The following is a 13687-nucleotide window of genomic DNA, read 5'->3' as shown; positions in this document are numbered from 1 at the left end:
TGCTTTAGCACACATACAAATCAAGATGTTGAAAAGCTTGTCTTTTCAACCTAACTCCCATCTGCAAAATCACATGCAAGAATCTATCTTCTATTTATTATAGGTCTTTTTTCATACGACATTATAACACGTAACAAAAAAGATTGCTACACATAAAAAAAGTGGGGTTTTGAAAACAATTCTGTTTCAACCCACTTTTTCTTTTACTCTGGTTTTCTCGCTACGATAGAAGTCCAATCTCCCATAGTAGTTATTTCTTCTATGATAAATCCATTTTTGACAATGGCATCTTTTACTTCTTCAGCTTTCATATCAATGATACCAGAACTGATAAAATAAGCTCCTGGTTTCATAAATTCACCAATCACAGCAGATAAAGGTATAATAATGTCAGCTAAGATGTTTGCTACCACAAAATCATAGCTGTGAAGTCCTATGCGCTCGCTTAGCCCTCTGTCGTCAATAACATTTCCAGCAAATAACTCAATTCTACCTTCTGTTCTTGTCGCTGTATCCTTTGATTGACGTAGCACAGCTTCTAATTGATTTACGTCACAATTTTCCTTGGATGCACTCACTGCATTTTCATCAATGTCAATTGCAACTGCTGTTCTTGCTCCGAGTTTTCTACCTATTATGGTAAGGATACCACTACCGCATCCAACGTCTAATAATGTAGCCCCTGGTTGCATGTATTTCTTTATATTAAGAATACATAGCTTTGTTGTCTCATGAGCTCCTGTTCCAAATGCAGTTCCAGGATCAATCTCAATGATTAAGTCTGTTTCCTTTTGCTCCTCTAGCTTCTCCCAAGTTGGTTTGATGACAATAGTATCATCCACACGAAATGGTTTGAAAAATTCTTTCCAATTGTTTATCCAATCCTTATCTTCCGTTTCAGATAAAGAAAGCTTTCCACTACCAACCTCGACAAAGGTACGTAGCTCCTCTAACCCCTCCTTAATTGAAACTTCTAGGGAAGGCAAATCATCTTCCTTCTCAAGGTAAAAATTAACGATTGCAATACCGTCATCCTCACCTAATTCAGGAAGAATATCAATAAACATCTTTTTCTTCTCTTCTTCGGTAATCGGCACCTTATCCACTACTTCAATCCCTTCAATTCCAAGGGATAGTAGCATATCACAAACAAGGTCTACCGCTTCCGTCGTTGTCTCCAACGATAACTTTTTCCACTTCATGTATTTCCTCCTGGTTGCATACCTTCCCCAAGGTATAAAACATGATGTCTCATACCCTAAGTTCATTCCTGGAAGGCTATCTTTCTATTAAGGTTGATTATTTCCCAAAAAATTTCTTTTTCTTTTCTTTTGAATCCTCAGAAGTTTCCTCTGTTTTTTTACCAGTTATGGATTCTTCATATTTCTTTAACAAATCTTTCTGCTCATTGTTCAATTTTGTTGGAACTTGAACAACTAACGTTACATAGTGATCACCACGGACATCTTTATTACGCAAGGTAGGAACCCCTTTGCCACGAAGACGTACTTTTGTATCTGTTTGAGTACCTGGTTTCACTTCATATAGGACATCACCATCTACGGTGCTAATTCTTACATCGCCACCAAGTGCTGCTTGCGTAAAGGTCATAGGAGCTGTTGAGTAAATATCATAATCCTGTCTCTGAAAGATCGGATGTCTACTTACATTTACTTCAACTAATAAGTCACCACGCTCGCCACCGTTAGTACCAGGCTCCCCTTTTCCACGGATACGGATACTTTGACCATTGTCAATACCAGCAGGTACAGACACTTGAATTTTCTTCTTACGGCTGATATAACCGCTACCATAACAATCTGGACATTTTTCTTTGATTATCTTACCTGTACCACGACAATCCGGACAAGTTTGTACATTACGAACCATACCAAAAAGGGATTGCTGAGTAAAGGTTACCTGTCCTTTACCATTACACTTATGACAGGTTTCTGGTGAGCTACCAGGTTTCGCTCCTGATCCATGACAGGTTTCACATTCATCTTTTAATGAAAGCTCGAGTTCCTTCTCACAGCCAAACACAGCTTCTTCAAAAGTGATACGAATGGCAGTACGTAGGTTTGCTCCATTCATTGGACCATTGCTGGCACGAGATCTTCTTCCCCCACCAAAGATGTCTCCGAAGATATCACCAAAGATATCTCCCATATCACCCATATTAAAATCAAAGCCGCCAGCTCCGCCGCCGCCTTGTTCAAAAGCAGCATGACCAAACTGATCATATTGTCTCTTCTTCTCCGGGTCACTTAAGACAGCATATGCCTCGGATGCCTCCTTAAACTTTGCTTCTGCAGTCTTATCTCCTGGATTTGCATCCGGATGATACTGCTTTGCAAGCTTACGATAGGCTTTTTTGATTTCATCGTCCGATGCACTTTTTGAAATCCCAAGCACCTCGTAATAATCTCTCTTATCTGCCATAACTATCCTCCAACATTCACATTATCTAAACTCCAGCATCTCATATTTTACATCCTACTAAACCACCGATATGCCAGTGTAAACAAGAAAAAATCTGTTTTACGATCTTATCCTTGTCATTAATTACAGTGTAAAAAGTCATTACACTAATTTCGATAAGTGACCTCCCGTCACAATTATACATGTATTCGCAAATAGCTGTCCCACGATTACCGCCAGTAACCATAAGACAGCTTAGCATACTTCACAAGGGCAAAACTAGCACATACCTTGCTTGAATAAAATATTATAACGAAATTACAGAAAAGACGCAACCCCCAATTTTTCAAGTGCTTTTTGCTCCCAAACCTCAGTAGGAAAAATAAACATTTAGGGGTTGCAAAAAGCGTTCCTAAGTGTTTTTCCCAACTTAATTAGGAAAAAGTCACACTTAGGGGTTGCGAAAAGCGCTCTAAGAGCGCTTTTTGCTCAATTATACTTCCCTATAATCTCCATCTACTACATCATCACCTGCATAAGTTCCACCCTGTGGGTCTGCACCTGCACCTGACATATCAGGGCCTGCACCTGCTGCACCTTGTGCACCTTCATAAAGTTTTGCAAATAATGCCTGAGCACTATTCATTAACTTCTCTTTTGCAGACTTGATATCTTCAACTTCACCTTCTGACATAACTTCTGGGTTAGCTTTTGCTACTAAATCCTTTAAGTGATTTAAGTCAGCTTCCACAGCAGCTTTTTCATCAGCACTTACTTTATCGCCTACTTCACTTAATGCTTTCTCTGTCTGGAATACGATAGAATCTGCATCATTTCTAGTATCAACTGCTTCTTTACGCTTCTTATCTTGAGCTTCGTATTCTGCAGCTTCTTTTACTGCTTTTTCGATATCATTGTCAGACATGTTGGAACCAGCAGTAATTGTAATATGTTGCTCTTTACCAGTTCCAAGATCTTTTGCGGATACATTAACGATACCATTGGCATCAATATCAAATGTAACTTCGATCTGTGGAACACCTCTTCTTGCTGGTGGAATTCCATCAAGACGGAATTGTCCAAGACTCTTGTTGTCTTTCGCAAATTGTCTTTCACCCTGTACTACGTTGATGTCTACAGCAGTCTGATTATCTGCAGCTGTTGAGAAGATTTGACTCTTCTTTGTAGGGATTGTTGTATTTCTCTCTATTAATCTTGTTGCAATACCACCCATTGTCTCAATAGAAAGTGAAAGTGGAGTTACATCAAGAAGTAAGATATCACCAGCACCAGTATCACCAGCTAACTTACCACCCTGAACACTTGCACCAATTGCAACACATTCATCTGGGTTTAAGCTCTTGCTTGGCTCATATCCTGTTAATTGTTTTACCTTATCCTGAACAGCTGGAATACGAGTAGAACCACCTACTAGTAATACCTTACCAAGTTCAGATGGAGATACTCCAGCATCTCTTAATGCATTCTGAACAGGTACTGCTGTTCTCTCTACTAAATCATGAGTTAATTCATCGAATTTAGCACGAGTTAAGTTAAGATCAAAATGTTTTGGTCCTTCGCTTGTTGCAGTGATGAAAGGAAGGTTGATATTAGTTGTAGTTGCAGAAGATAACTCTTTCTTAGCCTTCTCTGCAGCTTCTCTTAATCTTTGAAGAGCCATCTTATCCGTAGATAAGTCAACACCTTCTGCCTTCTTAAACTCATCAATAAAGTAACGAGTTACTCTTTCGTCAAAGTCATCACCACCGAGTCTGTTATCACCGGAAGTTGCAAGAACTTCGATAACACCATCACCGATTTCAATGATAGAAACGTCGAAAGTACCACCACCTAAGTCGTATACCATGATTTTCTGCTCTTTTTCGTTATCAAGACCGTAAGCAAGAGCTGCTGCTGTAGGCTCGTTAATAATTCTCTTAACATCAAGACCTGCAATCTTACCAGCATCTTTTGTAGCCTGTCTTTGAGCATCGTTAAAATAAGCAGGTACTGTAATAACAGCTTCTGATACCTTTTCACCAAGATAACCTTCTGCATCTGCCTTTAATTTCTGAAGAACCATCGCAGAAATCTCTTGTGGAGTGAATTTCTTGTCATCAATTGTTACCTTGTAATCAGTACCCATATGTCTCTTAATGGAAGAGATTGTCTTATCAGCATTGGTAACTGCCTGACGTTTTGCAGGTTCACCAACAATTCTTTCTCCAGTTTTTGTAAAAGCCACTACGGATGGTGTAGTTCTAGAACCTTCTGTATTAGCGATAACAACTGGCTTTCCGCCTTCCATTACAGCAACACATGAGTTCGTTGTACCTAAATCAATACCAATGATTTTTCCCATAATATATTCCTCCTAATTTTTTATAGAAATCTATTTATTGAGGACAAGGAATGCAATAACATTCTCTTGTTCTATAAAATAACCAATTTTATTATTCTAATGTGTAACATTCTTAATAATTAGCTATTTGCATGTTTTATAAGAATGAGTTAAGTTACTTACACTTCAATGATTGGATCATGTTAATTAACCACTTTAACCATGCTGTGTCTAACAACACTTTCGCGGTACATATATCCTTTTTGGAATTCTTCTGTTACAATGTTTTCCCCATACTCTTCATCATCTGTATGCATTACTGCATTATGGAAGTCAGGGTTAAATTCTTTTCCAACTGATTCAATTTGCTTTACTCCAGCAGCTTCTAATGTAGTAACAAGCTGTTTGTAGATTTTTTCAATTCCTTGAACAAAAGCACTCTCTTTTTCCTCTTCTGTTACAGCAGCTAATCCACGTTCGAAATTATCTATCACAGGTAGGATACGTTCGATTATATCTTTTGCACCAATTTCAAACATCTGAGCCTTTTCTTTTTCTGTACGTTTTCTGAAATTCTCAAACTCTGCCATATTACGCATTAACCGATCAGTTAATTCATCAATTTTTTCATCCTTTTTATCTTTCTTATCTTTCTTCTTAAAAAAGGACTTCTTCTCTTTTAATTCATCATCCGATACAGAATCTTCTTCGCTATTCTCAGCGTCTTCAACTTCTGTGGTATCCTCCACAACTTCCGATTGATTCTCCTGGTCGACAGTTTCTGAAGCTTTATTTGCACTTGCAATATCTTTTTCCATCATGTCTTCCACTTCATCTGCCATCAGATCTTTAAAATCCATGTTATCCGCCACGTTTATGTCACCCTTCTTTCTTTATCTTTCATTGTCTTTCTTAAAAATATCATCCAACTGACACATTAGGTTTTGCAGTGTACTAACCACCCGTTCGTAATCCATTCTCTTAGGACCAATGATACCGATTTTACCATAGACACCTTCTTCAATCTGATAGGTCGCTGTAACTACCGCACAATCCTTCATAGAGTCTACTGGTGTTTCATTTCCAATGTAAACCTGTATACCACGATTTTCAGCATTAGAAACTTCATTGTTCATAAGATTTGTCAGCTGTTTCTTTTCCTCTAAAGTGTAGAGTAATTCGCTGGCTTTCTCCATGTCATTTAGTTCCGGATATTTCAATATGTTTGTAGCACCGCTAGTAAAGATCTGAACATCATCTTCTTCACTAATTGCTTGTGCAACTGCATCTAAAATATCACTAACCACGGAGCTGTGTTCTGCCGCTTGTTCCTTCATCTTACGAATTAGTGCAAGATTAATCTCACTTAAATCCAATCCTTGAAGGAACGTATTTAATACAATGTTAAGTTTTAAAAGTGTTTCCTTATCTAATGGTTCCGCAATTGCTATTATCTTATTCTTTACAATATTGCCTTCTAATACAATAACTGCTAGAATTTGAGTCATATCAACTTCTGAAACTTGAAGGAATTTAACCTTTCTAGAACGATATTGCGGTGAAGTCACCATCGTTGCATAGTTCGTATTCACAGCAAGAAGTTTTGCAACTTGTTGTAATAAGGTCTCCATCTTATCGGCTTTTTCAAGCAACATTTCTCGCATGTTTTCGACTTCAGTTACCTTATCTTTCATCATTGTGTCTACATAAAGTCGATACCCCTTATCTGATGGAATTCGTCCGGCGGAGGTATGCGGCTGAATGATGTAGCCTAATTCCTCTAAGTCAGCCATTTCATTTCGAATGGTTGCAGAACTTAGATTTAAATCTGTATATTTCGAAATTGTTCTAGAACCGACTGGTTCGCCAGTTTCTAAGTAATTACGAATTATAGCTTGCAAAATTTTAAGCTTTCTGTCATCTAACTGCATAATCCCCTCTTTCTCAAACCAAGTCCGTTTGTTTTTTCTTGCAAGTGGTTGTTGCATTGATGATACGGAATTTCGTTTTTAATACTTAGATTAGAAACTTCCGTTGATGTTGTTAGCACTCATTGAGGTAGAGTGCTAACATCTTTATACATAAAATATCACTATTAAAATCGTTTGTCAACTCCTAATTTAAGAAAATAGATTAAAAATTGCTTAGGAAACCTTATTTCTTTTGATAAAAAAGTATCTATTATTGTATTTATGGTCATTATTTTTTTAAACATCTTACGTAAGATAGGTCTCATCCAAAAGAAATTCCGTAAATACCTGATTACTTAAATCAATACCTCGATCAGTTAGAAAAACATTATCTTCTACATTCATCAAAAGACCAGCCTTTTGTAACTGAACCAGCTTATTGCCATAGACTTCCTCCATGGTAAGAGAAAATTGTCGTTTAAAATCTTTCTTACTAACACCTTCACAAAGACGTAGACCAAGAAACATAAACTCTTCCATTTCAGCCTTCTTACTAAGTTTCTCTTCTACTTGTCTAACCTTCATCGATGACTCTAAAGCCTTTTCATAACTAATTATCGTATCAAGGTTTCGATATCTTACATGATATAATAAGGAAGAAGCACCTAGCCCAAGCCCTAGGTACTCTACTCTTTTCCAATATCCGATGTTATGAAGACATTCTTTCCCCGGTTTTGCATAATTTGAAATTTCATATCGGTTGTAACCATGCGAAAGTAGTATCGTCTTTGTGTGTTCATACATTGTTCTATCAAGTATCACATCTGGAATCGCATCTTTTTCTTCCCCATGTTCCGAGTATCTATCATAAAAGGAGGTACCTTCTTCTAGGATCAGACTATAGGCAGATATATGCTCCGGTTTTAACTCTAACACTTTCTTTAATGTAGTTTCATAGGATTCTAAGGTCTGATAAGGAAGAGCAGACATTAAGTCAATATTGATATTTTGAAAACCAACTTCTCTTGCATGTTCATAATTTACCACAAATTCTTCAAAAGTATGAATTCTTCCTAACAATCTTAATTCTTCGTTATTCGCACTTTGTAATCCAAAGCTCAACCGGTTAATGCCAAGCCCTATATAGCCTTCTAACTTCTCTTTTGTAACAGTACCTGGATTACATTCCAATGTAATCTCACAAGTAGATACCACTTCAAAACTTTCTTTTATCGTATTAACTATCTGTCCCATCTGTTCTAAAGGTAAAAGAGAAGGAGTCCCTCCTCCAAAGAATATCGAGACAACTCGGTATTTTAAAGGAAGTGACCCCTGACTTTTAATCTCTTTACACAAGAAATCGGTATACTTTAACATCTCATCCTGACTGGCTGGTGCAGATAAGAAGTCGCAATAGTTACATTTTCTTGCACAGAATGGAATATGAATATAAAGTTCTAAATCTTTTTTCATTATAACTCCCTACTGCGTGTTTTCACGCATATAATCAGGAGGTTGAAAAATAGTTTTCAAATTTTCAACCTAACATCCATTCCAACGCTTTTACGCTTTTTATAATAATTGCTTATTAATACAGTAGTTTATATTGCCAGTTTAAACTTTTCTCTTTCCTTGTATGGTACGTGATACCAGTTCCTAATCTTCATCTAGTTTTAATACACTCATGAAAGCCTTTTGTGGAATCTCCACGTTACCAATCTGGCGCATACGCTTCTTTCCTTCTTTCTGCTTTTCAAGAAGTTTTCTCTTACGAGAGATATCACCACCATAACATTTTGCAAGTACGTCTTTTCGCATCGCCTTTACCGTTTCACGAGCTATAACTTTACTTCCAATGGCTGCTTGAATAGGAACTTCAAATAAATGTCTTGGTATTTCATCTTTCAACTTTTCACACATTCTTCTACCACGTTCATAAGCAGATTCTCCGTGTACAATAAAAGAAAGGGCATCGACTTCTTCTTTGTTAATTAGAATGTCAAGTTTCACTAATTCACTTGGAACATATCCCTTCATCTCATAATCAAACGATGCATAACCTCTAGATCTTGATTTTAATGCATCAAAGAAATCATAAATAATTTCATTTAGTGGTAATTCATAACGAAGAAGCGCTCTTGTGGATTCCATATATTCCATTCCCAGATAAATTCCACGTCGTTCCTGACAAAGAGTCATAATCGCTCCTACAAATTCCGTAGTAACCATAATCTCCGCCTTTACCATTGGTTCTTCCATATGTTCTATTTCAGAAGGATCTGGTAAATTCGATGGGTTTGTTATCTCTAACATTTCACCGTTGGTTTTAAAAACTTTATAAATAACACTTGGTGCAGTTGTTACAAGGTCTAAGTTATATTCTCTTTCCAAACGTTCCTGAATAATTTCAAGATGAAGAAGCCCAAGGAAACCACAACGGAAACCAAAACCAAGGGCTACTGAAGTCTCTGGTTCAAATTGAAGTGATGCATCGTTTAATTGTAATTTTTCTAACGCATCACGAAGATCTGGATACTTCGCACCATCTGCAGGATACATACCACAATAAACCATTGGGTTTACTTTCTTATATCCAGGGAGTGGAGTTTTGCAAGGGTTGTCTGCATCGGTAACGGTATCACCTACACGGGTGTCTTTTACATTCTTTAAACTCGCAGTGATATAACCTACCATTCCAGCGGATAATTCATCGGTCGGAATAAACTGTCCCGGTCCAAAGATACCAAGCTCAACAACATCTGCAGTTGCACCTGTAGCCATCATCTTAAGGGTTGTTCCCTTTCTAACAGTACCCTCCATCACTCTGCAAAAGATAATAACACCCTTATAAGAATCGTAAATAGAGTCAAAGATAAGCGCCTGTAATGGTGCATTCTTATCTCCTTTTGGTGCTGGTATCTTAGATACAATCTGCTCAAGTACTTCTTCAATATTAATACCATTCTTTGCGGAAATCAGTGGTGCATCTTGTGCTTCAATACCGATGACATCCTCAATTTCAGCAATGACACGTTCTGGATCCGCACTTGGTAAGTCAATCTTATTAATAACTGGAAAGACATCAAGATTATGATCAAGTGCCAAGTAAACATTCGCTAAGGTCTGGGCTTCAATTCCCTGTGCTGCATCCACAACTAAGATTGCACCTTCACATGCAGCAAGGCTTCGTGATACTTCATAGTTAAAGTCGACGTGTCCCGGTGTATCAATTAAATTAAAGATATACTCTCCACCGTCTTTTGCTTTATATACGGTACGCACAGTCTGTGCCTTAATTGTTATACCACGTTCTCTCTCAAGGTCCATATTATCTAACACCTGAGATTGCATTTCTCTGCTCGTAAGTAAACCAGTCTTTTCGATAATACGATCTGCAAGCGTAGATTTACCATGATCTATATGAGCAATAATACAAAAATTTCTGATTTTCTTCTGGTCAATACCTGACATGTTTTTCCTCCTGGGATTTATCACTTACATAGCTATATGATCTTCGTTACTTTTAGGGGCACTGTATAGGTTACCCACAACAACTAAGCATTCTAAACACACATAAAAAACCTCCATGCTAACTATCTATCCATAGTGACACCTATCATTGCACGGGGATTTATTACTGACATTTCATATATTGTGTAAGCAAATCTCTACATAATGATGTATTATACCATACCGAAAGTTTGCTGACAAGAAGATACTATTTGGAGCATCTAAGATGCGGTATGTATAAAAAATGTTTGGAAAGCCACAATCTAATATGGCATTCCAAACATAAATACGAATCTCTTCCTATTATTATTACGTTCTTTTATCGTTCTATACTTAGGATTAACGAAGTTGAAGCAAGTAATTCATAGTAGCTTTAAGGATTCGTTAATAACTGATCTATGATCACTGATAATGGCTCCATTGCATTATAAGCTTCTTGTACCGTATTGTTTACTGTACCGCACTCAATTAATAAATAACGTTTCGCAAGATGTTGATTATAGCGATAGTTCTTTAGATAATTTCTGCGTACAAAATCTGGGTAGAGATTACGTCCAACCAAAGCTGCCTGCAAACTAAATGCAAGATTATCCTTTAAATTCGGGTTTTCTAGTCTTTCAATTGGACCATTTTGATCTCGGCATAAGCCATTAAAAAACATAATTTGGCAGGAAACTTTTCCATTAATCGTTGCTATTCGTTTCGGTCCGCTATCTCTATGTAAATCAATTACGACTTCAATACTAGGATTCTCTGCTAATATTTTTTCAATATTCGGTCTTGCAGTGCTATAGGCATAATTCCGATTATCTTCTCCATTCGCCTTTTTATCATATGCGGTCTTATCATGGTAAACAACAAAGCCCATTTTTTCTAACAGTTCTGTTAAATAATTACCTGCTCCCACAACGGTATCCGCCTGCACTCCTGCTTTACTATCAATATACGTTTCCGATGCATGTGTATGGTAGATTAGTATTTGAGGTGCGTCTGTTCTCTTTTTTATTGTCATATTTCTCTTTAACAAATCATTGACGTTAAATAATGATTTTGTTACCGTCGTAGTGGAATCTACAATATAAAAATTATTAATTAAATAATTAACATCACTTAATTTTTCAAGAGGGTAATTATTTTTTATTAAATTACTTACTGATATCGAAGGTTCCTCAAAGCCTAGTGAGGTTTGACTATTTAATTGGCTTGAGTTGTAGTCTGGTAGCATAGATACTTCACCTTTGCTATATTCAATAATTAGCTTTTCATCAGAGGTTTCATCTTCAATATCAAGAATTTCACTTCCTACTGAATTATCATTCTTAGAATAGTTATTATTTTCTTCTTTGGCTAATTCTTCAAGACTACTATCCGTAGTTTCCGTCGTATTTTCAGACCACACTTGCTGTTCCTCCTGTGTAGAATTTCTATAATCTTCATCTATATTCTCTTTGTACTCTGCTAGATTGACATAGTCAAGCGTGTTCTCGTAGTTAATATCCTCTTCCTCATGCTGCTCATGAAGTACTTGTTTCCCTTGATGAGAGGCATAATAATTAATCGAAAAGTCTTCTGCGACCGTATGTAACAAGGTAGAATCCGATACCTCATCTCGCTTTACATAACGAAATAATTCATTACAAGAGGAGGTAGCATTTAGATAAAGTGATTCTACAAAGCTAACTCCCGCCCTCTTCGCTACACTGGTCATCTGTTCCGAGGCAAACACAACGATGCCTCGGAATATAATAAAACTTGCGACAATAATACAGCACGTTAGAATAATGCGATAAATGATGAGTTCATATCTCCTAAAACGATGCCTCATGCTTACTTAGCTCCTTCCGCAAAAACACGAATTGATTGCCTCAGATATCGTAAAGCTGATGCATTTCATGGATTCGTCAATATTTTTTGGTGTTACAAACATATTATGAAAAGATTCCTGATTGGTTACTTCTGAGAAGAAGCTTTGAACTTCATTCTGAGAAAACCCTTGACTATTTAACATATTTTCCATAGAATCTCTGATTATCGTAGCAGCGTCCACCACGGTAGGTACCCCTAGAGCAACTACTTTCACTCCAAGACTATCTTCATTTAACGCCGCCCTATTATTCCCTATTCCAGCTCCTGGACTGATACCGGTGTCACTAATCTGAATTGTGGTATTTACTCGATGAACACTACGAGATGCCAATGCATCGATAGCTAGGACAACAGAAGGCTTGGTCTCTTTCATGATACCACGAATGATTTCCACCGCTTCCATCCCCGTTTGAGCCATTACGCCTGGAGCTAATGCACTGACACAAGTCAATTTATTTCTCTTTTGAAAATCTTCCCCATATTCTTTTATCAGATGTCTGGTAACAAATAAATTATCAACAACCCATGGACCTAGCGCATCCGGAGTAACTTCTCGATTTCCTAAGCCCACCACCATTACGCCCTTTTCTCTATCTTCACCGATTAGCTTTTTAATGTATTTTCCGATTTCTTCACTGATGGAACTATGATATTCATCGTCTTTTTCTGAAAGTTTTTGTGCCTCTATGGTAATATAGGTTCCCATCGGCTTTCTCATTGCCTTAGCACCTTGTTCATCTTTGATGATAACCGTAGTTATTTTCATGTCTTTTTCTTTTAAATAATCTTCTTCTAAAACGACACCTTTTATTTCGACATCGTCGTCTTCAAAACTTTCCCTGACCTCTAACGCTAAGTCTGTCCGAATATCTTCATAACCTTTCTTCATTCCTATTCTCCTTCTATCCTATGCTGTTTCTTTCTGATTCATGACCGTGTTTTCGCATAGTTTACGGGTCATCCTGTTTTATTCTTTTACATTTTAGGATAAAATATGTATTGACAGATGAAATGTTTTATACTATGATATAACAGTATGTTCACTACAGAGCGTCCGTGTCCGGATCTATAGCGAACTTTCATGCGCATATTATAAAAGAACGTTATTTGGAGGTGTACAGATTGGCTAACATTAAGTCTGCTAAGAAGAGAATTAAAGTTATTGAAACAAAAACATTAAGAAATAAGGCAATCAAGTCTAAGGTTAAGACTTTAGTAAAGAAGGTTGAAGTTGCTGTGGCTGCCAGCGATAAAGATCTTGCTACTAAGAGCTTAAAGGATGCTGTAGTTGCTATCGACAAAGCTGCTTCTAAGGGTGTTTACCACAAGAAGACTGCTGCTAGAAAAGTTGGTAGATTAGCAAAGGCTGTTAATTCTATTGCTTAATTTATATAGTATATAATATGGGAGTGCTTCTGCACTCTCTTTTTAATATATAGGAAATCACATCGCAACTTCCTATTAAAACTCCCCGAAGGATGCGCACTCACCCTATGGGTTCGGCGCGGCAAAGTACTCGAATGATTTTTAAGCAGCATCTTGTCCTTAACACTCCATTCTTTACATTTCATTTCGAAAAACTCATAAATTTACACTCCATTACGAATTGTTCATTAATTTATATTCCACTACAAAATTA

10 protein-coding genes are annotated in these 13687 nt (G+C 37.1%); 1 reads left to right on the top strand and 9 read right to left on the bottom strand.

Features of this window, described 5'->3' with window-relative positions:
* Nucleotides 1-203 precede the first annotated feature (203 nt).
* The 9 genes from prmA to gpr form a co-directional block, all read right to left on the bottom strand.
* Nucleotides 204-1202 carry a 50S ribosomal protein L11 methyltransferase gene (prmA, locus tag CC92_RS0113515; protein ID WP_029504682.1) on the bottom strand — a complete coding sequence of 333 codons (999 nt, stop codon included), beginning with the start codon at nucleotides 1200-1202 and terminating at the stop codon, nucleotides 204-206.
* A gap of 97 nt (nucleotides 1203-1299) precedes the next feature.
* Nucleotides 1300-2442: a molecular chaperone DnaJ gene (gene dnaJ, locus CC92_RS0113510; RefSeq protein ID WP_029504681.1), complete on the bottom strand. Its 1143-nt coding sequence runs from the start codon at nucleotides 2440-2442 to the stop codon at nucleotides 1300-1302.
* Nucleotides 2443-2914: 472 nt separating this feature from the next.
* Complete coding sequence (dnaK, locus tag CC92_RS0113505) at nucleotides 2915-4783, bottom strand: molecular chaperone DnaK (protein ID WP_029504680.1); 1869 nt, start codon at nucleotides 4781-4783, stop codon at nucleotides 2915-2917.
* Nucleotides 4784-4965: 182 nt separating this feature from the next.
* On the bottom strand, nucleotides 4966-5622 hold the full coding sequence (gene grpE / locus CC92_RS0113500) for a nucleotide exchange factor GrpE (protein ID WP_029504679.1): 657 nt from the start codon (nucleotides 5620-5622) through the stop codon (nucleotides 4966-4968).
* A 33-nt stretch (nucleotides 5623-5655) separates the two neighbouring features.
* The gene (gene hrcA, locus CC92_RS0113495) at nucleotides 5656-6693 is read right to left on the bottom strand and encodes a heat-inducible transcriptional repressor HrcA (RefSeq protein WP_029504678.1); all 1038 of its coding nucleotides are present in this window, start codon (nucleotides 6691-6693) and stop codon (nucleotides 5656-5658) included.
* A 285-nt stretch (nucleotides 6694-6978) separates the two neighbouring features.
* Nucleotides 6979-8145 (bottom strand): radical SAM family heme chaperone HemW, encoded by a 1167-nt coding sequence (hemW, locus tag CC92_RS0113490; protein ID WP_029504677.1) that lies wholly within the window; start codon nucleotides 8143-8145, stop codon nucleotides 6979-6981.
* Nucleotides 8146-8328: 183 nt separating this feature from the next.
* Nucleotides 8329-10143, bottom strand: coding sequence for a translation elongation factor 4 (lepA, locus tag CC92_RS0113485; RefSeq protein WP_029504676.1), 1815 nt, complete (start codon nucleotides 10141-10143; stop codon nucleotides 8329-8331).
* 412 nt (nucleotides 10144-10555) lie between these two features.
* A complete protein-coding gene (locus tag CC92_RS21745) occupies nucleotides 10556-12007 on the bottom strand; it encodes a stage II sporulation protein P (protein ID WP_051650876.1) in 1452 nt (483 codons plus the stop codon).
* A gap of 6 nt (nucleotides 12008-12013) precedes the next feature.
* Nucleotides 12014-12937 (bottom strand): GPR endopeptidase, encoded by a 924-nt coding sequence (gene gpr, locus CC92_RS0113475; protein ID WP_029504674.1) that lies wholly within the window; start codon nucleotides 12935-12937, stop codon nucleotides 12014-12016.
* Nucleotides 12938-13170: 233 nt separating this feature from the next.
* Here gpr and rpsT point away from each other — a divergent pair, with 233 nt between their 5' ends.
* On the top strand, nucleotides 13171-13434 hold the full coding sequence (gene rpsT / locus CC92_RS0113470; RefSeq protein WP_029504673.1) for a 30S ribosomal protein S20: 264 nt from the start codon (nucleotides 13171-13173) through the stop codon (nucleotides 13432-13434).
* Nucleotides 13435-13687: the final 253 nt, after the last annotated feature.

Source organism: Lachnoclostridium phytofermentans (assembly GCF_000733755.1).
Taxonomy (GTDB): domain Bacteria; phylum Bacillota; class Clostridia; order Lachnospirales; family Lachnospiraceae; genus Lachnoclostridium; species Lachnoclostridium phytofermentans_A.
Note: the sequence above shows the minus strand (reverse complement) of the source record. Positions and strands in the feature narration are given on the sequence as shown.